This window comes from Segeticoccus sp. (assembly GCF_035708005.1).
Genome location: NZ_DASSTI010000040.1, coordinates 1 through 24538, shown reverse-complemented (window position 1 = coordinate 24538; position 24538 = coordinate 1). Strand labels below are relative to the sequence as shown.

The following is a 24538-nucleotide window of genomic DNA, read 5'->3' as shown; positions in this document are numbered from 1 at the left end:
ACTGACCAGAACGTACGATTCGTGAGTGAAGGTCGCTCACAGCCTCGATTCCGCGCATCGTCCCACGTTGGGCGAGCGGGACCTCGCACTCATCCATGCACTGCAGATCGCTCCGCGCATCAGCTGGGCGGAGGCGGCTCGCGTCCTCGATGCCACCCCGCAGTCGCTCGCGCAACGGTGGAGCCGACTGCGGGACGAGGGCCTCGCGTGGGTCACGGTCCACCCGGCAGGAGCCGGGGACGAGGTCATCGCCATGGTCGAGGTCGACTGCCTGCCCGGGGAGCGCAGCAGCGTGGCCCGAGCGCTGTGTGCCGACCCGCGCGTCGCGTCGGTCGAGGAGGCGGCGCGCGGCTGCGACCTGCTGCTCACGATCATCGCCACCGACCTGACTGCCTTGTCCCGGTTCGTGCTGGACGACCTCGGGGCGGTGGAGGGCGTGGCCAACCAGCGTTCCTACCTCGCCACGTCCGTCCACCGGCAGGGCAGCAGCTGGCGCCTGAGGGCGCTCGACGGTTCCCAGCGCGCAGCGTTGGAGGCAGTCGCCCACCGCGCGCACATCGAGGGGCGGCGGCCGGGGGCCGGGCACGCGCCGATGCCGGTGCGACTGCGCCCGATCGTGCAGGAGCTGGCCCGGGACGGCCGGGCGACGGCGGCAGACCTGGCCCGCGCCACGGGGCGCAACCCCGCGACCGTGCGTCGCCAGCTGGCGACCGTCATCGCGTCCGGCCGACTGGCGTTTCGCTGCGAGGTGGCCCAGGAGCACACCCGCTGGCCCATCGTGTGCAACTGGCAGGCTCGGGTCCCCACCGCGGAACACGACCGGACGGCCAGGGCCCTGGCGACGCTGCCCGAGCTGCGCCTGTGCCTGACCACCACGGGCGAGGCCAACCTCTACTTCACGGTGTGGGCCGAGTCGCTGCCGGACCTGCTGCGGATCGAACGGCTGCTCGCCGAGCGGCTGCCCTGGCTCGAGCTGCGCGGCAGCACCGTCACCCTGCGCCAGCTCAAGCGCATGGGATGGCTGCTCCACCCGGACAGCCGCTGCACCGGCGAGGTCGTCGCGCCCGAGGTCCTCTACGCGTGAGTGCCCGGCCGCCGGGAGGTGCCGCGGTTGCCGATGTCGGTGGTCGGCGGGACCGTGTGGGACATGACGACGCTGCCTGCACCGCATCGCTGCCTCATCATCCCGCCCTACCTGCTCCAGGCGCTCGCCCGGCACGAGGACCTCGAGGTGGCCGAGTGCGCCCGGCGCACCCTCGACGTCCTGGGGCCGTTGCAGCAGCGACGGCAGGTGCGCACAGCCCGCAGCCGCCCGGGCGAGGAGGGCCGGCGGCAGCCGGGTGCGACCGGGTTCATCCCGCCGGAGGTGCAGGAACGCGCCGAGCAGCACCGCCGGGAGGAGCCCACCGGCAGCGACACCAGCGTCGAGGCGCAGCAGGCACCCCAGGAGCCGGGGCCGGAGGTGCTCGGGCCGCGGCGCGAAATCTATGACGCGCAGCACGGCACGGACCTGCCCGGCTTGCTGGTCCGCCGGGAGGGCGAGCAGTCGTCGAACAACCCGCCGGTCAACCAGGCCTACGACGGCCTCGGGCAGACGTGGGAGTTCTACTGGACCGCCTACGAACGCAATTCGGTCGACGGCCAGGGGCTGACCCTGGTGGCGAGCGTGCACTACAGCGAAAAGTTCGACAACGCCTTCTGGGACGGCGAGCAGATGGTCTTCGGCGACGGGGACGGCGTCTACTTCCACGAGTTCACCGGCTGCCTCGACGTCATCGGCCACGAGCTGACCCACGGCGTGACGCAGTACACCGCGGGCCTGACCTACGTCGGGCAGAGCGGCGCGCTGAACGAGTCGGTCTCCGACGCCTTCGGCTCCTGCGTGAAGCAGATGGCCCTGGGCCAGACCGCTGAGCAGGCCGACTGGCTCATCGGTGAGGGGCTGTTCACCAAGAAGGTGCACGGTGTCGCGCTGCGCTCGATGAAGGCGCCGGGCACGGCATACGACGACCCGCACCTGGGCAAGGACCCGCAGCCCGCGACCATGGCCGGCTACGTGGACCTGCCGCACGACGAACAGCACGACAACGGTGGGGTGCACACCAACTCGGGCATCCCGAACCATGCGTTCTACCTCGCGGCCACCAGCATCGGGGGTCACACGTGGGAGGGCGCCGGGCAGGTCTGGTACGACGTGCTCACCGGTGGGCAGATCGCGAAGGATGTCGACTTCGCCAGCTTCGCCCAGGCGACGGTCGACGCGGCAGGCAAGCGGTTCGGCGCCGACAGCACCCAGGCCCAGGCGGTGCAGGACGCGTGGGTGCAGGTGGAGGTGCTGCAGGGCTGAGCCGCGGGGCCGGCTCCGGGCGGCGGTCAGAAACCCAAGCGCTGCAACTGTTTCGGGTCGCGCTGCCAGTCCTTGGCGACCTTCACGTGCAGGTCGAGGTAGACGCGCTGGCCGAGCAGGGCCTCGATCCCGCGGCGGGCGTTGCTGCCGACCTCGCGCAACCGGGACCCACCACGCCCGATGACGATGGCCTTCTGGCTGGCCCGTTCGACGAAGACGTTGACCCGCACGTCGAGCAGCGGGTCGTCCTCGGGTCGGTCGAGGCGCGGCACCATCTCTTCGACCACCACCGCGAGGCTGTGCGGCAGCTCGTCGCGCACCCCCTCGAGCGCGGCTTCCCGCACCAGCTCGGCGATCATGACCGCCTCGGGCTCGTCGGTGAGGACCCCGTCGGGGTAGAGCATCGGGGACACCGGCAGGTGCGAGGCCAGCACCTGCGCGACCTCCTCCACCTGGTCCCCACGTGTTGCCGAGCAGGGCACGATCTCGTCCCACGAGCCGAGCCGGTCGACCGCGATGAGCTGCTGGACGAGCCGCTCCTGGTCGACGAGGTCGGTCTTGGTGACGACGGCGACGACGGGACGCCGGCCGGATCGGCGCAGGTCGGCGAGCTCCTTGGCGATGAACGTGTCGCCGGGGCCGACGCGCTGGTCTGCCGGGATGCAGAACCCGACGACGTCGACCTCGAGCAGCGTCTCGCGCACGAGGTCGTTGAGGCGCTCCCCCAACAGCGTGCGTGGCCGGTGCAGCCCGGGAGTGTCGACGAGGATCAGCTGGTGGTCCGCCGTGGTGGCGATGCCACGGATGGCGTGTCGCGTGGTCTGCGGCTTGCTGGAGGTGATCGCGACCTTCTGCCCGACCAGGGCGTTGGTCAGCGTCGACTTGCCCGCGTTGGGCCGGCCGACCAGGCAGGCGAACCCGGCCCGGAACTCCGGCTTCCCCTCACCCTCCTGCGCCGTCGGGCCCGCCTGCCCCGTGGGTGTCATGACGCCTCCTCGTTGGTGCCCGACAGCATGCCACCCGTATGCCGATCGCCTCCGTGCCGGCCCACGCTCGCCTCGGTCCGTCCCTCGCCCGCGGGGGCCGAGGTCCCCGAGGAAGCGTCCTGGTCGCCCGAGACCCGGCGCACGACCACGGTGGCGACCCGGTGCCGACGCCCGGCCATCCGGTCGGCAGTGAGCGACAGGCCCGCGACCTCGGCGTGCGAGCCGACGATCGGCACCAGGCCGATCGCCTTGCCCAGCAGGCCACCCACGGTGTCGACCTCGTCGTCGTCGATGGTGACGTCGAACAGGTCGCCGAGGTCGTCCACCGACATGGTCGCCGGGACGCGCACCGACCCGTCACCGAGCGGTTCGACACCCGGGGCCTCGCGGTCGTACTCGTCGGCGATCTCGCCCACGATCTCCTCGATGATGTCTTCCATCGAGGCGAGACCGGCCGTGCCGCCGTACTCGTCGATGACGACGACGACGTGGTTCTGGTCGCGCTGCATCTCCCGCAGCAGGTCGTCGATCGGCTTGCTCTCGGGAACGAACATGGCCGGCCGCACGAGCCGGGTGACCGGCAGCGAGCCGGCCTCGGCGTCGGCGTTGACGCGGCGCGCGACGTCCTTGAAGTACAGCAGCCCGAGCACGTCGTCCGGTCCCTCGCCCACGACGGGCACGCGGGAGAATCCGGAGCGGAGGAACAGCGACATCGCCTGCTTCAGCGTCCGGTCGCTGTCGAGCGTGACCATGTCGGTGCGCGGCACCATGACCTCGCGCACCAAGGTGTCGCCCAGCTCGAAGACGGAGTGGATCATCTCGCGCTCGCCGGCCTCGATCAGCGCCGTCTCCCCCGCCAGGTCGACGAGGTCGCGCAGCTCGGCCTCGGACTGGAACGGTCCGTGCCGGTAGCCCCCGCCGGGGGTCACCGCGTTGCCGACGAGGATCAGCACGCGGGCGACAGGGCCGAGCACCCGGCGCAGGCCGACGACCACAGGCGCGGCCCACAGGGCGACGGTGTCGGCGTGCTGCTGGCCGAGGGTGCGCGGTGACACCCCGACGACGACGAAGGACAGCACCGCCATGACACCGATGCTGATCAGCAGCGTCCACCAGAAGCCGTCGACGAGGTTCACCACGGCGAGGGTGAGGAACACCGCCACGGCGGCCTCGGCGACGGCGCGCACGAAGGCCGTCACCGACAGGTAGGCAGCGCTGTCCGCGGCGACGACGCGCAGCGCCTCGGCACCGCGCCGGCCCTCCTCGACGAGGTCCTGGGCGTGGTGTCGGGAGGTACGCGACAGCGCCGACTCCGCGGCGGAGAGCACGAAGGCGACCACGACGCCGGCGAGCGCCGCGAGGACCAGTCTGGTGACCACTGTGGCCGCCTACGGCGCCGAGGGCCGGCCGCGTCCCGACGCGTCTGACGGCCTGCTGCGCCCGGCTACGTCTGACGGCCTGCTGCGCCCGGCCACGTCTGACGGCCTGCTGCGCCCGGCCAGGAACGTGAGCAGCAACGTGCGCTGCAGCTCGAACATCTCCTTTTCCTCCTCCGGCTCGGCGTGGTCGTAGCCGAGCAGGTGCAGGATGCCGTGGGTGGTGAGCAGGAGCAGCTCCTCCTCGGTCGCGTGCCCCGCCTCGGCGGCCTGCTTGGCCGCCACGGACGGGCACAGCACGATGTCGCCGAGGACGCCCTCCTGCGGTTCCTGCCCCTCCCGTCCGGGACGCAGCTCATCCATCGGGAAGCTCATCACGTCGGTGGGGCCGGGCAGGTCCATCCACTGCCGGTGCAGGACCTCCATCGCCGCCTCGTCCACCAAGGTCAGGCACAGGTCGGCCTGCGGGTGGACCCGCAGCTGACCCATCACGTAGCGGGCGCAATCGACCAGCTCCAGCTCGTCGACGGATGCGTCGGTCTCGTTGAGCACCTCGATGCTCACCGGCACCCCCTCGCTGAGGGCGCGCCGCAACGGGGCCGATGGTCGCTGTCGGTCATCGGCCACCGCCGGGCCGTGCGGCTGCCGCCGAGCGCCCCTGGGGGCGGCCCCGTCGCACGCCACGTTCGCCGGCGTCCTCGCGGTGATCGGCGTCCCACCGGCCGTAGGCATCGACGATCGCGCTCACCAGCCGGTGTCGCACGACGTCCTGGGACGTGAGGTAGGCGAAGTGGACGTCGTCGACGTCGACGAGGATGTCCCGGACGACGCGCAGGCCGGAGTGTGTGCCGGCCGGCAGGTCCACCTGCGTCACGTCACCGGTCACCACCATCTTGGAGCCGAACCCGAGGCGGGTGAGGAACATCTTCATCTGCTCGGCGGAGGTGTTCTGGGCCTCGTCGAGGATGATGAACGCATCGTTCAAGGTACGCCCGCGCATATACGCCAGCGGAGCGACCTCGACCGTGCCGGCAGCCATCAGCCGCGGGATCGTGTCGGGGTCGACCATGTCGTGCAGGGCGTCGTAGAGGGGACGCAGGTAGGGGTCGATCTTCTCGTTCAACGTGCCGGGCAGGAACCCGAGGCGCTCCCCCGCCTCGACTGCCGGGCGGGTGAGGATGATCCGGTTGACCTCCTTGGCCTGCAGCGCGGCGACGGCCTTCGCCATGGCCAGGTAGGTCTTGCCGGTGCCCGCGGGACCGATGCCGAAGACGATCGTGTGCTGGTCGATCGCGTCCACGTAACGCTTCTGGTGCAACGTCTTCGGGCGGATCGTGCGACCACGGTTGGAGACGATGTTCATCGTCAGCACGTCGGCCGGGCGTTCAGTGGTCTGCGCTCGCAGCATCGCGATCGAGCGCTCGACGGCGTCCCGGTTCGGCTGCTGTCCTGCCTCGATCACCTGGAGCAGCTCGTCGACCAGCCGCTCCACCATGGCGGCGTCGGACGTCGGGCCGCTCAGCCGGAACTCGTTGCCGCGCACGTGGACGTCGAGCTGCGGGAACGCCCGCTCGATCGTGCGCAGCAACTCGTCGCGAGGGCCCAGCAGGGTCACCATCGGGACCTCGGGCGGGATGACGATCGTGTGGCGTGGCGGCCGGCGCTCGCCGTGCGAGTCCTGCGGGGTCAGGGCTGCCCGCTCCTCGGCCGGGGGTCGGTCTTCACTCATCGTGGGGACAGTCTACGGGCCGCTCACCCCGGCGGCCACGTCATTGCCCGACCGCCGAGCACGTGGACGTGCGCGTGGAAGACGCTCTGCTGGGCCAGGGCGCCGGTGTTGAACACACTGCGGTAACCCTCCCCCAGCTGCTCCTGCGCGGCCACGTCGCCGACCGCCCGCAGCACATCGGTGGCCGCGCCCGGGTCGGCAGTCGCGAGCGCGACCAGGTCCGGCTCGTGCCGCTTGGGAATCACCAGCACGTGGGTCGGCGCCTGGGGGTCGATGTCGCGGAACGCGACGGTCGTGTCCGTCTCGTGCACGACGTCCGCCGGGACGTCACCGGCGATGATCTTGCAGAACAGGCAGTCCGCCGCGCCTGGGGCCGTCTCGCTCATGACGGTGACCCTACCGAGCCGACGCTGACCCGGGCGGCGAGCACACCGGTCAACCCCAAGTCGGCCTCGCGCGTGCACCAGGCGTGGGAAGGTTGACCGTGGCCCCGCGTGAGGTCGCGACCGCCACCGTCCGGTGGTCGGCCGACGATGCCCTGACGCACCTCTACGCGGCCCACTGGCACTCCCTCGTGCGGCTGTCCTACCTGCTCGTGCGTGACCAGCAGGTCGCCGAGGAGACCGTGCAGGACGCCTTCGTCGCGATGCACCACCGATGGCACCTGCTGCGCGAGCCCGAGCAGGCGCTGGCCTACCTGCGCCGCTGCGTCGTCAACGGTTCCCGGTCGGTGCTCCGGCACCGGGGCGTCGAGGAGCGGCACCTGCGCAGCCTGCCCGACGACACCCGCCGCGACCTGGGCTCGCGCAGCACGGTCGCCAGCGCCGAGCAGCACGCCCTCGACCACGACACGGGGGACCGGCTGTGCCAAGCCCTCGCGGCCCTGCCCCGCCGGCAACGAGAGGTGTTGACGCTGCGCTACTACCTGGACCTGAGCGAGGCGCAGATCGCCGACGCCCTGCAGATCTCGCCCGGATCGGTGAAGGTGCACGCCCACCGGGGACTGGAGGCGCTGCGCTCCATGGAGGAGGTGGACCGGCCGTGAGCGGCGAGGAGCAGGACCTTGAACGCGCCCTCCGGCGGGCATTGGAACGGGAGGCGGCCGGCATCACGCCGCACGACCGGCTCGAGCAGATCCGCGCCGCAGCTGCGGCGACCGAGCAGGAGCGGCGCCCGCGCTGGTTCACGATCGCCACTGCCGCGACGGTGGCCGCGGTGCTCGCCGGCGGGGCTTGGGGACTGAGCCAGGAGCACCGGGCAGCGCCCCCGCTGCCCGGCACCTCCACCTCGCGCACGGAGCACCCTCGCCTGCCCACCGGCGGCACGCACGGACCCGACGAGATCCCGGCGCCGACCCGGACGGGCACCGCGCTGCCCTCGCCCTTCCCCACCGGGCTGCCGGTCCCGTCCACCCCACCCGGGGGGACCGCGCCCGCACCCTCCGCCGGCACCGCCTCGGTCCCGTCCACGGGCTCGGCGACGTCCGGACCCGGCACCGCGGGCACACGGGCGGTCACCGTGCCGGTCTACTTCGTGGGCAGCACCGGAGGGGCAGACGGGGTGGGCCTCTACCGGCAGTTCCTCGCCACGACAGCCCCCGCGACGCCGAGCGCCGCCGACACCGTCCGGGCGGCCCTGGACCTCGCGGTGTCTCCCCGCGGACAGGTGCCCGGCACGGCATACCTCGATCCGTGGCGAGACGTGAGCATCGCGGGGGTGACGGTGACCGGCAACGGCATCCAGGTGTCGCTCACCGGGGCCGGCCGGACCGGCTCGATGACCGGGGACGAGACGCGGCTGGCGGTGCAGCAGCTGGTGTGGACGGCGCAGGCCGCGCTGGGCCGGGGGAACCTGCCGGTGACGTTCACGGTGGCCGACGGCTCGACGGCGCTGTTCGGGGCCTACCCGACCGACGCGACGTACACCCGGCCCAGCCAGGCGTTCGAGGACCTGGCGCCGCTGTGGATCACGGCGCCGGCGCCCGGCGCGACCCTCGGCGCGGGCAGCGACGTGACCGCGCAGGGGCAGGCGTGCGTTTTCGAGGCGGGGGTGTCGTGGGAGCTGCTGCGTGCCAGCGGCGACGTCGCAGGAGCCGCGAACGGGAACAGCGGCGACGTCGCAGGAGCCGGGAACGGGAACAGCGCGGTGGTGCGGTCGGGGCACACGACGGCGAGCAGCGCCTGTCCGACGCGGGGCACTTGGCAACTCGATCTCGGCACGCTGCCCAGCGGGACCTGGACGCTGCGGGTCTTGGCGACCAGTCCGGCCGACGGTTCGGTGGCCGCGGAGACGAGCTCGACGTTCCGCGTGCGCTGACTCAGCGCCAGCGCGCGGCGGCGCTGAGCACCGCGAGGGCGGCCGGGCCGGCGCTGGAGGAACGCAGCACGGTGTGTCCCAGCCGCACCGGCCGCGCGCCCGCCTGCGTGCACGCCGCCAGCTCGGTGTCGGTGATCCCTCCCTCGGGGCCGACGACCACGACGACCTCGCCCCGGTCCGGCAGCTCAACGCCGGCGAGCGGCTCGGTGGCGTCCTCGTGCAGCACCAGGGCCAGCGTGGCCGCCTCAAGACGCGGTATGACGTCCCGCAGGCGCGCGTGCGGCGCGACCTCGGGCACCCGGGCCCGGCGCGACTGCTTGGCGGCGGCGCGGACGACCTTGCGCCACTTGGCGTGGGCCCGGTCGGCCCGGTCGCCACGCCAGACGACGACGCTGCGCTCGGCCTGCCAGGGCACCACTTCGTCGACGCCGAGCTCGGTCGCCGCCTCGATCGCCTGCTCGTCCCGGTCGCCCTTGGCCAGGGCCTGGACGAGGACGAACCGCGGCTCCGGCGGGGGCTGCCGCTCGACCACGTCGACGTACAGGTGCAGGGCGGCCTGCTCGCGGGCGGTGACCGTGGCGGTGGCGACCAGGCCGGCGCCGTCGGCGAGCAGCAGCAGCTCGCCGGGCGCGAGCCGTTGGACGGTCGCGGCGTGCCGCCCCTCGGCACCGTCGAGGGTGAACGACGCCCCCGCCGTGAGGCCGTCGAGCGCGCCCGGCTCGAGCAGGAAGAGGGGGGCGGTCACTTGCCGGTGAAGGCGCCCCGCAGCTTGCCGAACAGCCCCGTCTGCACGGGGGCGAGCCGCCCCTCGGGGCGTTCCTCGCCACGAGCAGCCGCGAGCTGGCGCAACAGGTCCTGCTGCTCGGCGTCGAGGTGCGTGGGCGTCTGCACGCTGAGGTGCACGAGCAGGTCGCCACGACCGGTGCCGCGCAGGTGGGTCACGCCCTGCCCGCGCAACGTCACGACGTCGCCGGGCTGGGCTCCGGCCCGCACGTCCACGTCGGTCATCCCGTCGAAGGTGTCGAGCTTGATGCTCGTCCCGAGCGCCGCCGCGGTCATCGGCAGCTCCACCGAGCAGTGCAGGTCGTCCCCACGCCGCTGGAAGGTCGGGTGCTGCTCGACGGCGACCTCGACGTAGAGGTCCCCGGGCGGGCCGCCACCGGGACCGACCTCGCCGCGCCCGGAGAGCTGGATGCGGGTGCCGGTGTCGACACCGGCGGGCACGCGGATCTTCAGCGGCCGGCGGGTGCGTACCCGCCCGTCGCCGGAGCACTCGAAGCAGGGGTTGGGGATCACGGTGCCGTAGCCCTGGCAGGCGGTGCACGGGCGGGAGGTCATGACCTGCCCGAGGAAGGAGCGCTGCACCTGCTGCACCTCGCCGCGGCCCCCGCAGATCTCGCAGGTGCGCACGTCCGTGCCCGGCTGGGTGCCGGCACCGTGACAGGTGGAGCACTCCACCGCGGTGTCCACGGTGATCTCCTGGTCGCTGCCGAACACGGCCTCGGCGAGGCTGATGTCCAGGCGCAGCAGCGCGTCCTGGCCCCGCATGCGCCGAGAGCGGGGGCCGCGGCCCCCGCCGGCGGCACCGGCGCCGAAGAAGGCGTCCATGATGTCGCTGAACGAGAACCCTTGGCCGAAACCGCCCTCCTGGCCCCCGTAGGGGTCGGCGCCCATGTCGAAGGCGCGCCGCTTCTCCGGGTCGGAGAGCACGTCATAGGCCTGCGAGACCTTCTTGAACTGCTCCTCGGCCTCGGGTCCCGGGTTCACGTCGGGGTGCAGCCGGCGGGCCAGCTTGCGGTAGGCCCGCTTGATCTCCTCCGCGCTCGCGTCTCGGGAAACGCCGAGGTCCTGGTAGTAGTCGTTCAACGAAAGTCCTTGTCAGCCTTGGAGATCAGTGTCGTTCATACCGGTCGGTGGCGCACCTGCAGTCACCATCCTCACGAGTCCAGGATGTCGGAGACATAGTGCGCGACGGCACGGACTGCCGCCATTGTCGTCGGGTAGTCCATGCGGGTGGGTCCGAGGACACCCAGCCCCGCGAGCCGGCCGCTGCCGTAGCCGGTGCTCACCACGGAGGCGCTGCGCAGCCCGACGTGCGGGTTCTCCGCGCCGATGCTGACGACGACCGAGTCGTCCGCCCCGCGGATGTGGCCGAGCAGCTTCAGGAGCACCACGTGCTCCTCCAGTGCCTCGAGCACCGGACCGATGCTCAGGGCGAAGTCCGGCCCGACCCGAGCCAGGTTGGCGGTGCCCGCCAGCACCACCCGCTCCTCGCGCTCCTCGACGAGCGCGTCGTCGAGCGCTTGGACGACCCGGCGGGCCAGCTCGCGCGACTCCGGGTCGAACTGCTCGGGCAGGGACTGCAGCCGCTCCGCCGCCTCGGTGAGCATCCGGCCGGCTGCCTCGCCGTTGAGGCGGCCGCGCAGGTCGGAGACGACCTGCTCGCCGCGGGGCGTGGTCAGGTCGGCCACGAGGTCCTCGGTGTCGAGCACGCGCTGCTCGACCCGCCCAGTGCCCACGATGAGCACCAGCATCAGGCGCTGCGGTCCCAACGGGACCAGCTCGATGTGGCGCACCTGGGACCGGGTCAGCGAGGGGTACTGCATCACGGCGACCTGGTGGGTCAGTGACGCCAGCAGCCGCACGGTGCGCTCGACGATGTCGTCCAGGTCGACCGCGCCCTCGAGGAACTGCGCGATCGCCGCGCGCTCGGCCCGGCTCAGCGGCTTGATCGAGCTCAGCCGGTCCACGAACATCCGGTAGCCGGCGTCGGTCGGGATGCGACCCGCGGAGGTGTGCGGGGCCGAGATGAGGCCCTCCTCCTCCAAGGCCGCCATGTCGTTGCGCACCGTCGCCGCGGAGACCCCGAGCTGGTGCCGCTCGAGCAGCGACTTGGAGCCCACCGGCTCGGAGGTGCGCACGTAGTCCTGCACGATGGCGCGCAGCACCGACAGCCGTCGGTCCTCGTTCACGAGCTTCACCTCCCAGTCGCCGCAACGTCGCTTGGCACTCAGGTATGCCGAGTGCCAAGTCTACGTGCTCCGCCTGGTGGCGCCCGTGGTGACGCGGGCGGGCGGACCCGCTGACGGGACACGAGCATGACGTTCGCCGCGCCGCCTGGCCGGTTTCCCCACGATCACGCCGCGGGCGTGGTGTGTCCTCGCGGCCCCCGCGGGAGGGTCGGCCTACGCTCGCCTGCGTGAACGATCGCTACGGCTCTGACGTCCTCGCCGGCGATTGGCGTGCCCCGGTGCGCGGTCGCAGCCGGCCCGTCGAGGCCGAGCCGGGACTGGTCGTGGAGGACGTCGAGACCGGCTGGTGCGGCGCCGTGGTCCGCGTCGAGAAGGCCGGCGGCATGCATGTCGTGCACCTCGAGGACCGGCGGGGCCGGACCAAGGGCTTCCGGCTCGGGCCGGGCTTCCTGCTCGACGGCGCGCCGGTGACGTTGACCCCGCCGACGGCCGCGGCACGGGCGGCCACCACCCAGGCGCGTCAGGCCGCCGCGCGCACGGCCAGCGGCTCCCGCGCGGTGCACGGCGCCCGGGCGCGGGTCGCCTCGGCCTCACGGATCTTCGTGGAGGGCAAGCACGACGCGGAGCTGGTCGAGAAGGTCTGGGGTGACGACCTGCGCCTCGAGGGCGTGGTCGTGGAGATGCTGGACGGCGTGGACGACCTCGCCGCGGTGATCCGCGACTTCGCGCCCGGCCCGGGACGTCGCATGGGCGTGCTCGTCGACCACCTCGTGGCCGGCACCAAGGAGCAGCGGCTCGTGGACGAGGCGCGGGCCCTGCGCCGGTATGCCGACCACGTGCTCGTCGTCGGGCACCCCTACGTCGACGTGTGGCAGTCGGTGCGTCCCGAGCGGCTGGGCTGGTCGCGGTGGCCGGTGATCCCCCGTGGCCGATCCTGGAAGCACGGGATCCTCGCCGAGCTGGGCTGGCCCCACGACACGCAGGCAGACGTGGCACGCGGCTGGCAGCGCATCCTCGGCACGGTCCGGACGTATGCCGACCTGCAGCCCGAGCTGCTCGGCCGCGTGGAGGAGCTCATCGACTTCGTGACCGCGGACGCCTCCCCGCACCCGTGAGCCAGCACCCGTGAGCCAGCACCCGTGAGCCAGTAGCCGTGAGCCAGACCCGCCCCGTGGACCACGCATGAACCTGGTCAGCGCCGAGCTCGTCGCCGTCGTCGCCACCGTGGCCGACGGAGAGCCGCTCGTGCTCGCCTCCGGCGAGCCCGCCGCGCTGCCGCACGGCCCGCTGGAGCCCGAGCACCGGTCGCTGCAGGCCGGGATGCGGGCCTGGGCCGCCGAGCAGACCGGGCACGAGCTGGGTTACGCCGAGCAGCTCTACACCTTCGCCGACCGCGGCCGCTCCGGAGCAGCCGACCGCAGCGTGGCCATCTCCTACCTCGCGCTGACCCACCGGCAGACCGACGCCAGCGCATGGAACCCCTGGTATGTCCACCTGCCCTGGGAGGACCGCCGCTCCGCCACCGGCATCGCCCTCGCCGGGCAGCTGGCCGAACCCCTGCGAGCCTGGGCCGAGGCCGACCCCGGCCTGGCACCGCTGCGCCGCGAACGCGTCGCGCACGCCTTCGGCCTGGGCGGCGACCCGTGGCGGCCGGAGCTGGCCCTGCACCGCTACGAGCTGCTCTGGGAGGCCGGGCTCGTCGCCGAGTCGGCACCCGACCGAGGCGCAGCCGGAGGCACCGCGGCAGGTGCGGCGGACAGCGAACGCGCCGGGTCGGGCATACCTGCTGGGGACCGTGGCCGGTCGGAAGTTGCGGCGAGCGGGATGCCGATGCTGCACGACCACCGGCGCATCCTCGCCACCGGCGTGGCACGGCTGCGGTCGATGCTGCAGTACCGGCCGGTGATCTTCGAGCTCGTGCCGGAGGAGTTCACGCTCGGGCAGCTGCAGACCTGCGTGGAGGCCCTGGCCGGTCAGGTCGTGCACAAGCAGAACTTCCGCCGCCTCGTGGAGCAGCAGCACCGGCTCGTCGAGCCGACCGGCGCGGTGGCACGCAACACCGGAGGACGCCCGGCGCGGCTGTACCGCTACCGCAGCGAGGTCTTCCGCGAGCGCCGGCACGTGGGCACGAAGCTGCCCCTGCCCCGCAGCACCTGACCGGACCGCTCCCCCAGGCCGACACTCCTCCCGTCACCGCGGACGGGCGCGGGGCACAGCGGCGCCGGTGTGACGCAGGCCACGCCGTCGCCCCGTCCACGCCGTGCACCACCGGATTATGCTCGGCTTGATTTACTCAGTATGAACATAAGGAGTTCAGGATGAGTGTCACGGACGTGGTCGAGGCCCGCGGGCACACCGCGGCGGCCGTCGCGCAGACCCGGGAGGTGTATGCCCGGGTCGCGCACGTCATCCCCCAGGTCGAGTGGGCGGCCTTCGCCGAGGACGTGGTCGCCATCGAGCGGCTCAAGCAGGAGAAGGACGCGGTCGTGCTGGCGCACAACTACCAGACGCCCGAGATCTTCCACGGCGTCGCGGACCTCGTCGGTGACTCCCTGGCCCTGGCGCGGCAGGCCCAGTCGGTGCAGGCCTCGACCATCGTGCTGGCGGGCGTGCCGTTCATGGCGGAGACCGCCAAGCTGCTCAACCCGGCCAAGACCGTGCTGGTGCCCGATGCCGGGGCGGGCTGCTCGCTGGCCGACAGCATCACCGCCGCCGACGTGCTCGCGCTCCGGGCCGAGCACCCGGGCGTGCCGGTCGTGACCTACGTCAACTCCACCGCGGCGGTGAAGGCGGTCAGCGACATCTGCTGCACCTCCGGCAACGTCGAGAAGGTGGTGGCCGGTCTGGGCGCCGACCGCGTCATCCTCATCCCCGACGAGTTCCTCGCCCGCAACGTCGCCGACCGCACCGGCATCGAGGTCATCACGTGGGCGGGACGGTGCGAGGTGCACGAGCGGTTCACGGCCGAGGACATCCGGCAGCTGCGCCGCGACCACCCCGGGGTGACCGTGCTGGCGCACCCGGAGTGCCCGCCGTCGGTGGTGGCCGAGGCGGACCTGGCCGGCTCCACCGCCCAGATGGGCGCCTTCGTGCAGGAGCACCAGCCGCGCACGGTGGCCCTGATCACCGAGTGCTCGATGAGCGACAACATCGCCGCCGCCAACCCGGGTCTCGAGCTGATCCGCCCCTGCAACCTGTGCCCGCACATGAAGCGCAGCACGCTGGCGGGGATCCGGGCCGCCCTCGAGAGCGGCCGGCCGGAGGTCTGCGTGGACCCCGCCGTGGCGCCCGCGGCGCGTCGGGCGATCGAGCGGATGCTGGAGCTCTCGTGAGCGCCTGCGACCCAGGGCGGGCGACCGAGCTGGACGGACTGCCGGTCGTGATCGGCTCCGGCCTGGCCGGTCTGATGACGGCCTGGGCGCTGGCCCCGGAGCCGTGCGTCCTCGTCTCGGCCGGTCCGCTGGGGGTCGGCACCGCCAGCGGCTGGGCCCAGGGCGGCCTCGCCGCCGCGATCGACCCGCAGGACGACCCCGCGCTGCACGCCGCCGACACCCTGGCCGCCGGCGCCCACCTGGGCGACCCGGCAGCCGTCCGCCGCATCACCGGCGCGGCGCCCTCGGTCGTGGAGCTGCTCGTCGCGCTCGGGGTGCCGTTCGACCGGCGCGCCGACGGCTCGCTGGTGCTCGGGCTCGAGGGTGGTCACGGCCGGCACCGGATCGTCCACGTCGACGGTGACCGCACCGGCGCCGGGATCACCCGCACGCTGGTCCAGGTCGTGAGCCGGCTGCCGAGCGTGACCCTGCTGGAGCACACCCGCGCCACCGGGGTGGAGGTGGACGATGCGGGGTCCGTCACCGGGGTGTCGTTGACGAGCACCGCTGGCACACAGCGGATCCGGACAAGACGCGTGGTGCTCGCCACCGGCGGCGCCGCGGCGATCTTCGCCCACACCACCAACCCGCTGGGCTCGCACGGGCACGGGCTGGCACTGGCCGCGCGGGCCGGCGCCGCGCTCGCGGACCTGGAGTTCGTGCAGTTCCACCCGACCGCCCTCGACGTCGGCCGGGACCCGATGCCGCTGCTCACCGAGGCGCTCCGCGGCGCCGGGGGGCGGTTGCTCGCCGACGGGGAGCGCTTCGTCGACGAGCTGGAGCCGCGGGACGTCGTGGCCACCGCGGTCTGGGAGCAGCTGCGGCGCCGTCGCCCGGTGGCCCTGGACGTCCGGTCCGTGCCGCGCCTCCCCGAGCGGTTCCCCGGCCTGATGACGGTCTGTGCCGAGCTCGGCCTGGACCCGCGGCAGGGCGTGCTGCCGGTCCGGCCCGCCGCGCACTACCACATGGGCGGTGTGCTCACCGATGCCCGCGGCCGGACCGACGTGCCGGGACTGTGGGCCGCGGGTGAGGTCGCCTGCACCGGCCTGCACGGAGCCAACCGGCTCGCCTCGAACTCCCTGCTCGAGGCCGCCGCCACCGGACAAGCGGTCGCCCGCGACCTCGCCTCCGAGCCGGGCGCCGGTGACCTGTCGTGGTGCCCGCCCGAGCGCGCCAGCCGGCTCCCGGTGGTGCCGGAGCCGCAGGGACGCGCCCCCTCACTCGAGGCGGTCCGCGCCCTCCTGAGCGCACACGTCGGCGTGCTGCGCGACGAGGACGGACTGGGCACCGCCGCCCGAGCCCTCGAGCCGCACCTGCACGACGACCACGCCCTCGTGGCCTGGCTGATCACCGACGCGGCACGGCGCCGCCGGACCAGCTGCGGCGGCCACCGCCGCTCCGACGAGGCCGCCGCGCCGGCGCGACACCCAGCTGCCGAAGGAGCCTTCGCATGACCGACACGCTCATCACCCGACCGCAGACCGGGCCGGCCCCCACGACCGTGCCGTCGGACGTCCCACCGCTCGTGCGGACCGCCCTCGCCGAGGACCTCGCCGCGGCCGGTGACCTCACGACCACGGCGACGGTGCCCGCGGACGCGTGCGGCACGGCATACCTCGTGGCGCGGGGGGAGGGCGTGCTGTCCGGCACCGCCTTCCTCACCCAGACGTATGCCGAGCTCGACCCGGCCGTGCAGGTCACCCTCCAGCGCGCGGACGGGGCACCCCTCGCGGCAGGCGACCACGTGGCCCGGCTGCAGGGGCCGGCGCGCTCGATCCTGACCGGTGAGCGGGTGGCGCTGAACTTCGTCGGGCACCTGTCCGGCGTGGCGACGGCAACCCGGCGGATGGCCGACCTGGTCGCCCACACCCGGGCGCGGGTCTGCGACACGCGGAAGACGACACCCGGGCTGCGCGCCGCCGAGAAGCGTGCGGTCGTCGACGGCGGTGGGGTGAACCACCGGTTCGGGTTGTACGACGCGATCCTGGTGAAGGACAACCACCTCGGGCTCGCCGGCGGACTCGAGGCCGTCCTCGACCGGCTGGCGCGGCGTGCCGGGCACCTGGTCCGCGTCGAGGTCGAGGTCGACACGTTGGAGCAGCTCCGGACCGTCCTGGCGACCGACGCCGCACGGCTGGCCGCCGGTGCGGCACCCGTCGTGCACGCGGTGCTGCTCGACAACCTGGGGCCCGAGGTGCTGGCCGCCGCGGTGGCGCTCGTGCGGACGCACCCGGCGCCGGTCCTGATCGAGGCCTCCGGCGGCATCACCGCGGCCACCGCGACGGCCGTTGCCGAGGCCGGGGTCGACCTCATCTCCTCCGGGGCATTGACGCACAGCGCGCCGTCGCTCGACGTCGCCCTCGACCTGACCTGAGGCCGGATCCGCGGGCCGGCTCACCGGCCCCTCACTAGCCCCGCTCACCCGATGCCCGCACCGGCATCGGGGTCGTCGAAGCCGGCCGTCAGGGGCGCGTCAGGGACGTCCCTCATGGATTCGGCGGGCCGATTCCGGCCAGAATGGTCACGTCCGGCGCCGCCGGGCACCCGTCACGGGGGACGTCACACCGCCTGAGGAACACCGAGAAGCATGAGCGAGCAACCGCAGCACACCCCGCCGCCCGGGCCCGAGGGGCCCTACCCGGGCCAGCCCTATCCGCCGCCCCCGCCCGGCGCCGGTTATGTCACTCCGATGTCGCCACAGGACCAGCGCACCTGGGGCATGATCGCCCACCTCGCGCCGTTCGTCGGGTCGCTCGTCGGTCTGCCGTTCCTGGGGTCGCTGGTCGTCTACCTGATCTACAAGGACCGCGGTGCCTTCGTGCGCATGCACTCGGCCGAGTCGCTGAACTTCCAGCTGACGCTGCTGATCGGCTACGCGATCGCGGCGATCCTCATCGTCGTGCTCATCGGCATCGTCCTGCTGCCGCTGCTGTGGATCGGCAGCATCGTGCTGCAGATCGTGGCGGCGGTGGCGGCGAACAACGGCCAGGAGTACCGCTATCCCCTCACCATCCGCTTCGTGCGCTGACCGCGGGGACAGACAGCTCGGAGCCCGGACGGACCGGAACAAGCCCAGACAGGCAGGAGCTCAGAGACCGAGCAGCCGACGCACCACCGTGTCGGCGAGCAACCGGCCGCGGAGGGTCAGCACGACCCGCCGCGGCCGGGTGCTGTCCGCGGCCACCGCGCTCGGCCCGTCGACGAGTCCCTCGGCGACGAGACCGGCCACGGCGGCCCGTCCCTCTGGCCGCAGCTCGGCCAGGTCCAGGCCGTCCACCAGACGGGTCGCGAGCAGGAGGCGCTCGTCATACTGCTGGTCGGTGGTGAGCAGCTCGCGACCGGCCGCGGGCGACTGACCGGCCGCCAGCCTGGCGGCAAACGCGTTGGGGTGCTTGACGTTCCACCAGCGCACGCCACCCACGTGGCTGTGCGCACCGGGGCCGACGCCCCACCAGTCCCCGTCGGCCCAGTAGCCCTCGTTGTGCCGGCACCGGTCGGCCTCGGTGCGGGCCCAGTTGCTCACCTCGTACCACTGGAACCCCGCGGCCCGGAGCACCTCGTCGGCGAGCTCGTACTTCGCCGCCTCGTCGTCGTCCTCCGGTGCCGGCACGACGCCGCGCCGCACCTGCGCGGCCAGCTTCGTGCCCTCCTCGACGACGAGCGCGTAGGCCGACACGTGGTCCGGCGCGAGCGCCGTCGCCGCCTCCAGGCTGGTGCCCCAGTCCGCCAGCGACTCCCCCGGCGTGCCGTAGATGAGGTCCACGCTCACCCCGAGCCCGGCCCCGCGGGCGGCCGCCACGGCGCGCGCCACGTTGGCCGGGTCGTGGGTGCGCTCGAGGGTGCGCAGCACGTGCGGCACCGCCGACTGCATCCCCAGGCTCACCCGGGTGAACCCGCCGTCGGCCAGCTCCTGCAGGGACTCGGCGCTCACCGAGTCGGGGTTGGCCTCGGTGGTCACCTCCGCGTCGGGCGCCAGTCCGAACCGCTTTCGTATGCCGTGCAGCACCGTCACGAGGTCGCTCGCCGCCAGCATGGTCGGCGTGCCGCCGCCGAAGAAGACCGTCTCCGCCTGGGGCGCCCGGTCGCCCAGCACCGTGACGGCGAGGTCGAGCTCGGCCAGCGCGGCCTCGGCGTAGGTGGCCACGCTCGCGCCGTGCACGCCGAGCTCGGTCAGGGTGTAGGTGTTGAAGTCGCAGTAGCCGCAGCGCACCGAGCAGAACGGCACGTGGACGTAGACGCCGAACGGTCGCCCGGGCCGACCGAGCTGCGCCAAGGCCTGCTCGGGGAGCTCGCCGGACGGCGGGGCGGGCTCGCCGTCGGGGAGGGCACTCGGCATACCGACGATTGTCCCATCCGTTCCCGGAGCTGGTCTCCCGGCGTGTCGTGCGGGACACGCCGGTGCGGGGAGCGCACCCGTGAACTCTTTGGCCAAACCCCTTGCCGGCCTCAGGGTTCGGGGTTACAACGGTGGGTACGCACCCGGCAACGGGCAGCGGGCCGGATGGACAACATGGATTACGCCGGACGGGTTCGTCCCGTCATCCGCTTCGATGATGCGACGGAGCGAGCCATATGAGTCCAATCGCGCCGACTGGGCCATCATCCCGGTCTCGTGGCCCCGAGCACTCATACTGCCCGGGGCCACACCCTTGTCTGGGCCCCCCATCCGGCACCGACGACCCCGTCGGTGGCGTTTCGGGGCCCGGGGCCACCCCGACACGCCACACACCGGGTGGTCAGTCGCGGTCGGGCCGGGTGGGTCAGCGGCGGGTGAGCTCCAGGTCGTGCACGGCGCGCCCGGCGGCGAGGCCCTTCACCTCGAAGCGGGTCATCGGCCGGCCCGCGAACCGCGGCGCGAGCCCGGCATACCGGTTGGCAAAGTCGGGCGAGCGGGAGGCGACCTCGCACATCTGGTCGGCATAGTCCGCCCAGTCGGTCGCCAGCCGCCACACCCCGCCGGGCCGCAGCACCCGGGCCACCAGCGAGGCGAACTCGTCGTCCACGAGCCGGCGCTTGTGGTGGCGGGCCTTGGGCCACGGGTCGGGGAAGAACGTCCAGACCTCGCTCACGCTGCCGGCCGGCAGCATCGTGCGCACGACGTCCACGGCGTTGGCGAGGACAAGACGGACGTTGTCCAGCTCCTGCGCGGCGAGGCGGGACAGGGTCTGGGCGATGCCGGGCCGATAGACCTCGACGGCGAGAAAGTCGCACTGCGGGTGCTCGGCCGCGGCGTGGGCCACCACCTCTCCCCCGCCGGAGCCGATCTCGGCCACGAGCGGGGCGAGTCGGCCGTACTCGGCGGCCTGGTCGAAGGCGTGGTGCGGCGCCACGGACGTGGTGGCCCGGGCGCGGGGCACCTCGAGGACGAACCGCTCACCGTGCTGGTCCCAGGCACGTTGGCGCCGCCGGCTCAACCGGCCGTCGCGGCGGGCGAACGACGGGGGCTGCGGGCGGGTGACGGACGGCGGCAGCGACGATTCCGCCGGCGTGGACGCCGACGAGGTGGAGGCGGCCACGCTACTTCTTGCCCTTGTCCGTCGAGGAGGCGTCGCTGGAGAGGGCGGCGATGAAGGCCTCCTGGGGCACCTCGACCCGACCGACCATCTTCATCCGCTTCTTGCCCTCCTTCTGCTTCTCGAGCAGCTTGCGCTTGCGGCTGATGTCACCGCCGTAGCACTTGGCGAGCACGTCCTTGCGCAGTGCCCGGATCGTCTCGCGGGAGATGATGCGCGCGCCGATCGCGGCCTGGACGGGCACCTCGAACTGCTGGCGCGGGATGAGCTCCTTGAGCCGCTTCGTCATCCGGGTGCCGTACGCGTAGGCGGCGTCGCGGTGCACGATCGCGCTGAACGCGTCCACCCGCTCGCCCTGCAGCAGGATGTCGACGCGGACGAGATCGGCGCTCTGGGTGCCCGCGGCCTCGTAGTCGAGGGAGGCGTACCCCTGGGTGCGGCTCTTCAGCTGGTCGAAGAAGTCGAAGACGATCTCGCCCAGCGGCATGACGTAGTGCAGCTCGACGCGCTCCTCGCTGAGGTACTCCATCCCCTCCATGCGGCCGCGGCGGCTCTGGCACAGCTCCATGATCGCCCCGACGTACGTCTTGGGCGCGAGGATGGTCGCCCGCACGATCGGCTCCTGCACGTCGACGACCTTGCCGTCAGGGAACTCGCTCGGGTTCGTCACCCGCACGGTGCGGCCATCCTCGCCGGTGACGTAGTAGATCACGCTCGGGGCGGTGGCGATGAGGTCGAGGCCGAACTCGCGGCGCAGCCGCTCGGTGATGATCTCCAGGTGCAGCAGGCCGAGGAACCCGCAGCGGAAGCCGAAGCCGAGCGCCACCGAGGTCTCGGGCTCGTAGACGAGCGCGGCATCCTCGAGCTTAAGCCGGTCGAGAGCCTCGCGCAGCTCCGGGTAGTCACTCGCGTCGAGCGGGTACAAGCCTGAGAAGACCATGGGCTTCGCCTCGTCGTAGCCGGGCAGCGGCTCGGCGGCGGGGGTCGCGTGGTCGGTGACGGTGTCGCCGACCTTGGACTGGCGGACGTCCTTGACCCCGGTGATGAGGTAGCCGACCTCGCCGACGCCGAGGCCCGCGGTAGGCTGCGGCTCGGGCGAGCTTACGCCGATCTCGAGCACCTCGTGGGAGGCCCGGGTGCTCATCATCTGCACCCGCTCGCGCGGGGCGAGCCGGCCGTCGACCATGCGCACGTACGTGACGACGCCGCGGTAGGCGTCGTAGACGGAGTCGAAGATGAGCGCGCGGGGCGGGGCATCGGGATCGCCCCGCGGGGCGGGCACCCGCTCGACGATCGCGTCGAGCAGCTCGGCGACGCCCTCGCCGGTCTTGCCTGAGACACGCAGCACGTCGTCGGGGCTGCCGCCGATCAGGTCGGCGAGCTCGCGGGCGAAGCGGTCGGGGTCGGCGCTCGGCAGGTCGATCTTGTTGAGCACCGGGATGATGACCAGGTCGTGCTCGAGGGCGAGGTACAGGTTTGCCAGCGTCTGCGCCTCGATGCCCTGGGCGGCATCGACGAGCAGCACGGCGCCCTCGCATGCGGCGAGGGAGCGGGAGACCTCGTAGGTGAAGTCGACGTGGCCAGGGGTGTCGATCATGTCGAGCGCGTACGGCTCGCCGCCGCTCGCCCAGGCCATCCGCACCGCCTGGCTCTTGATCGTGATGCCGCGTTCGCGCTCGATGTCCATGCGATCGAGGTACTGGGCGCGCATGTCGCGCTCGGCGACGCTGCCGGTGAGCTGCAGCATTCGATCGGCGAGCGTCGACTTGCCGTGATCGATGTGGGCAATGATGCAGAAGTTGCGGATGCGGGCGGGATCGGTCGCGGCGGGCGTGATCAGCCGCGCCTGCTCCTCGGTCACTCTCGGCACGCGTTCCTCCCTGCGGGTCTGGCTCGATGGACGCTCGATATGCAGAAGGCCCGCACGAGGGCGGGCCTTCGACGGTGGACGGGCCGACTCAGAGCGAGTTGACCTGCTTGGCGAGCTTCGACTTGCGGTTGGCGGCCGTGTTCTTGTGGAGCACGCCCTTCGTCACCGCCTTGTCGAGCTTCTTCGAGACGAGCAGGAGCGCGGCCTGGGCCTTCTCGCGGTCACCGGCGACGACGGCCTCGCGGGTGCGACGGGCGAGCGTGCGCAGCTCGCTCTTCACGGCGCGGTTGCGCTCGGTGCGCCTGGCGTTGGTGAGGATGCGCTTCTTCTGGGACTTGATGTTCGCCACTGTCGTCTTTCTGTCAGTCTTCGATGCGCCCGGCCGGATGGTCTCGGGCGGATCACACCTCGCGGTGTGCAGGCCAAGAGCCGATGCTAGCAGCTGGGTGCGGTCGCCTCAAGCCGAGCCACCCGTGTCGCGACTTCCCAGACCGAGCCTCCCCGGCCGTGTCGCGACACCCCGCGCCGGACTTCCCCGACGGTGGGCCTCCCCGAGGAGTAGGTCATCCGCCGCGCCGGGCGCCCCGGTGCCCGCCGGTCAGGGGCGGCGGGCGGCGAGGACGCGGACGAGCCGCTCCAGCGCGTAGCCGGCGTCGGCGGCGCCTCCCTTGACCGCGGCGTCCGTGGCGGCGACGGCGCGCACCGCCCGGGCGAGCGCGCCCGGATGCCACCGGGCGGCGTCCTGCTGGGCGCGACGGACCTGCCATGGGGCGGCGCCGACACGCTGGGCCAGCCGCTGCGGGGCCTCGTGCACCTCGCACACCGCGGCCATGAGGCGCACCTTCATCGCGATGGCCGCGACGACGGGCACCGCGTTCATCCCCTGCTGGCGGGCGTGCCGCAGCAGCACGAGCGCCTGGGCGCCGCGACCGGCGAGCGCCGCGTCCGCGATGGCGAACCCGGTGGTCTCCACGCGGCCGCCGAAGTACCGGTCGATGTCGGCGCGCGTGATCGTCCCGCCCACGTCGTCGGCGAGCTGACGGCAGGCCGCGGCGAGTTCGGTCGTGTCTGCGCTGAACGCGTCGACCAGGGAGCGCGCGGCGTCCGCCTCGATGCGCACGCCACGGGAACCGAGCGCGTGCAGGACGAAGTCGCGCTTCTGGTCGTCGCGCTTGAGCTCGTCGCAGGACACCTCGACGGCCTGGTCGAGGGCGCGCACCGCGGTGAGCAGGCGCCGGCCTCGATTGCCGCGCCGGTGTCGCAGCACGAGGGTCACGTCTGGGTCCAGCGCCTCGAGGTAGGCCAGCGCGTCGGCGAGGAACGCGTCGCTCATCTGCTCGAGTCGGTCGACGAGGATGAGCCGGGGCTGGGCGAACAGCGAGGGGGAGGCGACCGACAGGAGACTGCCCGGGGCGTAGTCGTGGGCGTCGAGCTCGCTCGTCTCCGTCTCGCCGCGCGCGAGGACGGTCTCGCGCACACGGTCCCGCGCCCGGTCGGCGATGAGGTCCTCCGGACCGGAGAGCAGGACGACGGGCGCGGGCTGCACCTCGTGCCAGGCGGCGGTGCTGATGCGTGCGCGGGCTGCCCTCGTGGCGGTCACGGTGCCCCTCTCGACAGGTCGATGACGGCTGCCCGGGGCGCGGGGCGGCCGAGGGCCGCTCCGACGGTCGCCGGGCAGGACTGCTCACACCATACCGCGACCCGCTGACCTCCCTCGGCGCCGTCTCCGGCGCCCGGCAGGAGCGCCACGACGCCGTGCCGGTCGGTGCGCAGCACCCGCGTGCCCGCGGCCGTGGCGCTGGCCAGCAGATCGGGGTGCGGGTGCCCGTACCGGTTGTCGCGGCCGACGGAGACGAGCGCGACCGCGGCGGCCGCCGTTCGGTACAGCCCCGGGTCGTGGTCGCGCGACCCGTGGTGGGCGACCTTGACCACGTCGACCGGGGCCAGCCCCGCGGCGAGCCGGCCGGCGACCAGACGCTGCTCGTCCCGGCCGAGGTCGCCCAGAGCCAGCACTGCGAGGCCGCGCACCTCGAGGCGCAGGACGAGGCTGGCCGCGTT

Annotated in this window: 24 protein-coding genes; 10 read left to right on the top strand and 14 right to left on the bottom strand. The window is 73.0% G+C overall.

Annotated features, from left to right (window positions below; genetic code table 11):
• The first annotated feature begins 25 nt into the window (after positions 1-25).
• Together VFL99_RS04650 and VFL99_RS04645 are read left to right on the top strand one after the other, a co-directional pair.
• On the top strand, positions 26-1084 hold the full coding sequence (locus VFL99_RS04650; RefSeq protein WP_325105164.1) for an Lrp/AsnC family transcriptional regulator: 1059 nt from the start codon (positions 26-28) through the stop codon (positions 1082-1084).
• A gap of 63 nt (positions 1085-1147) precedes the next feature.
• A complete protein-coding gene (locus VFL99_RS04645) occupies positions 1148-2347 on the top strand; it encodes a M4 family metallopeptidase (RefSeq protein ID WP_325105163.1) in 1200 nt (399 codons plus the stop codon).
• Between the two features lie 26 nt (positions 2348-2373).
• On the opposite strand, the gene era is transcribed toward VFL99_RS04645, so the two are convergent.
• From era to VFL99_RS04620, 5 genes are read right to left on the bottom strand one after another with little or no spacing between them, the layout of a single operon-like run.
• Positions 2374-3333, bottom strand: coding sequence for a GTPase Era (gene era, locus VFL99_RS04640; protein ID WP_325105162.1), 960 nt, complete (start codon positions 3331-3333; stop codon positions 2374-2376).
• Positions 3330-4712: a hemolysin family protein gene (locus VFL99_RS04635; protein WP_325105161.1), complete on the bottom strand. Its 1383-nt coding sequence runs from the start codon at positions 4710-4712 to the stop codon at positions 3330-3332. Before VFL99_RS04635 ends, era begins: the two co-directional genes overlap by 4 nt.
• A gap of 9 nt (positions 4713-4721) precedes the next feature.
• Positions 4722-5273 (bottom strand): rRNA maturation RNase YbeY, encoded by a 552-nt coding sequence (ybeY, locus tag VFL99_RS04630; RefSeq protein ID WP_325105175.1) that lies wholly within the window; start codon positions 5271-5273, stop codon positions 4722-4724.
• 52 nt (positions 5274-5325) lie between these two features.
• The gene (locus VFL99_RS04625) at positions 5326-6438 is read right to left on the bottom strand and encodes a PhoH family protein (protein WP_325105160.1); all 1113 of its coding nucleotides are present in this window, start codon (positions 6436-6438) and stop codon (positions 5326-5328) included.
• Between the two features lie 23 nt (positions 6439-6461).
• Complete coding sequence (locus tag VFL99_RS04620; RefSeq protein ID WP_325105159.1) at positions 6462-6824, bottom strand: histidine triad nucleotide-binding protein; 363 nt, start codon at positions 6822-6824, stop codon at positions 6462-6464.
• Positions 6825-6922: 98 nt separating this feature from the next.
• Here VFL99_RS04620 and VFL99_RS04615 point away from each other — a divergent pair, with 98 nt between their 5' ends.
• Positions 6923-7483, top strand: a complete 561-nt coding sequence (locus VFL99_RS04615) for a SigE family RNA polymerase sigma factor (RefSeq protein ID WP_325105158.1) — start codon at positions 6923-6925, stop codon at positions 7481-7483.
• A complete protein-coding gene (locus VFL99_RS04610) occupies positions 7480-8754 on the top strand; it encodes a Gmad2 immunoglobulin-like domain-containing protein (RefSeq protein ID WP_325105157.1) in 1275 nt (424 codons plus the stop codon). The genes VFL99_RS04615 and VFL99_RS04610 overlap by 4 nt, the downstream gene beginning before the upstream one ends.
• A 1-nt stretch (position 8755) precedes the next feature.
• Here VFL99_RS04610 and VFL99_RS04605 read toward each other — a convergent pair whose 3' ends face one another.
• From VFL99_RS04605 to hrcA, 3 genes are all read right to left on the bottom strand, one after another.
• Positions 8756-9499 (bottom strand): 16S rRNA (uracil(1498)-N(3))-methyltransferase, encoded by a 744-nt coding sequence (locus VFL99_RS04605; RefSeq protein WP_325105156.1) that lies wholly within the window; start codon positions 9497-9499, stop codon positions 8756-8758.
• Positions 9496-10620 (bottom strand): molecular chaperone DnaJ, encoded by a 1125-nt coding sequence (dnaJ, locus tag VFL99_RS04600; RefSeq protein WP_325105155.1) that lies wholly within the window; start codon positions 10618-10620, stop codon positions 9496-9498. The genes VFL99_RS04605 and dnaJ overlap by 4 nt, the downstream gene beginning before the upstream one ends.
• Positions 10621-10691: 71 nt before the next feature.
• Positions 10692-11726 carry a heat-inducible transcriptional repressor HrcA gene (gene hrcA / locus VFL99_RS04595; protein WP_325105154.1) on the bottom strand — a complete coding sequence of 345 codons (1035 nt, stop codon included), beginning with the start codon at positions 11724-11726 and terminating at the stop codon, positions 10692-10694.
• A 227-nt stretch (positions 11727-11953) separates the two neighbouring features.
• On the opposite strand from hrcA, the gene VFL99_RS04590 reads away from it, so the two are divergent.
• From VFL99_RS04590 to VFL99_RS04565, 6 genes are all read left to right on the top strand, one after another.
• Positions 11954-12841, top strand: a complete 888-nt coding sequence (locus VFL99_RS04590) for a DUF3097 domain-containing protein (RefSeq protein WP_325105153.1) — start codon at positions 11954-11956, stop codon at positions 12839-12841.
• Between the two features lie 67 nt (positions 12842-12908).
• Positions 12909-13883, top strand: a complete 975-nt coding sequence (locus VFL99_RS04585; RefSeq protein ID WP_325105152.1) for an NUDIX hydrolase — start codon at positions 12909-12911, stop codon at positions 13881-13883.
• Between the two features lie 161 nt (positions 13884-14044).
• Complete coding sequence (gene nadA, locus VFL99_RS04580) at positions 14045-15058, top strand: quinolinate synthase NadA (protein WP_325105151.1); 1014 nt, start codon at positions 14045-14047, stop codon at positions 15056-15058.
• A complete protein-coding gene (locus VFL99_RS04575) occupies positions 15055-16551 on the top strand; it encodes an L-aspartate oxidase (RefSeq protein ID WP_325105150.1) in 1497 nt (498 codons plus the stop codon). Before nadA ends, VFL99_RS04575 begins: the two co-directional genes overlap by 4 nt.
• Positions 16548-17471, top strand: a complete 924-nt coding sequence (gene nadC / locus VFL99_RS04570) for a carboxylating nicotinate-nucleotide diphosphorylase (RefSeq protein ID WP_325105149.1) — start codon at positions 16548-16550, stop codon at positions 17469-17471. Before VFL99_RS04575 ends, nadC begins: the two co-directional genes overlap by 4 nt.
• Before the next feature lie 213 nt (positions 17472-17684).
• Positions 17685-18125, top strand: coding sequence for a DUF4870 domain-containing protein (locus VFL99_RS04565; protein WP_325105148.1), 441 nt, complete (start codon positions 17685-17687; stop codon positions 18123-18125).
• 60 nt (positions 18126-18185) lie between these two features.
• Here VFL99_RS04565 and hemW read toward each other — a convergent pair whose 3' ends face one another.
• The 6 genes from hemW to VFL99_RS04535 form a co-directional block, all read right to left on the bottom strand.
• Positions 18186-19433, bottom strand: coding sequence for a radical SAM family heme chaperone HemW (gene hemW / locus VFL99_RS04560; RefSeq protein ID WP_325105147.1), 1248 nt, complete (start codon positions 19431-19433; stop codon positions 18186-18188).
• A 424-nt stretch (positions 19434-19857) separates the two neighbouring features.
• Positions 19858-20613: a tRNA (guanosine(46)-N7)-methyltransferase TrmB gene (gene trmB / locus VFL99_RS04555; protein WP_325105146.1), complete on the bottom strand. Its 756-nt coding sequence runs from the start codon at positions 20611-20613 to the stop codon at positions 19858-19860.
• A 1-nt stretch (position 20614) separates the two neighbouring features.
• A complete protein-coding gene (gene lepA / locus VFL99_RS04550) occupies positions 20615-22471 on the bottom strand; it encodes a translation elongation factor 4 (RefSeq protein WP_325105174.1) in 1857 nt (618 codons plus the stop codon).
• A gap of 97 nt (positions 22472-22568) precedes the next feature.
• On the bottom strand, positions 22569-22829 hold the full coding sequence (gene rpsT / locus VFL99_RS04545; protein ID WP_158036532.1) for a 30S ribosomal protein S20: 261 nt from the start codon (positions 22827-22829) through the stop codon (positions 22569-22571).
• A gap of 249 nt (positions 22830-23078) precedes the next feature.
• Complete coding sequence (holA, locus tag VFL99_RS04540; RefSeq protein ID WP_325105145.1) at positions 23079-24080, bottom strand: DNA polymerase III subunit delta; 1002 nt, start codon at positions 24078-24080, stop codon at positions 23079-23081.
• Positions 24077-24538, bottom strand: a 462-nt coding sequence (locus tag VFL99_RS04535; RefSeq protein ID WP_462283432.1) for a ComEC/Rec2 family competence protein, incomplete at its 5' end; no start/stop codon positions are given. The genes holA and VFL99_RS04535, both read right to left, overlap by 4 nt.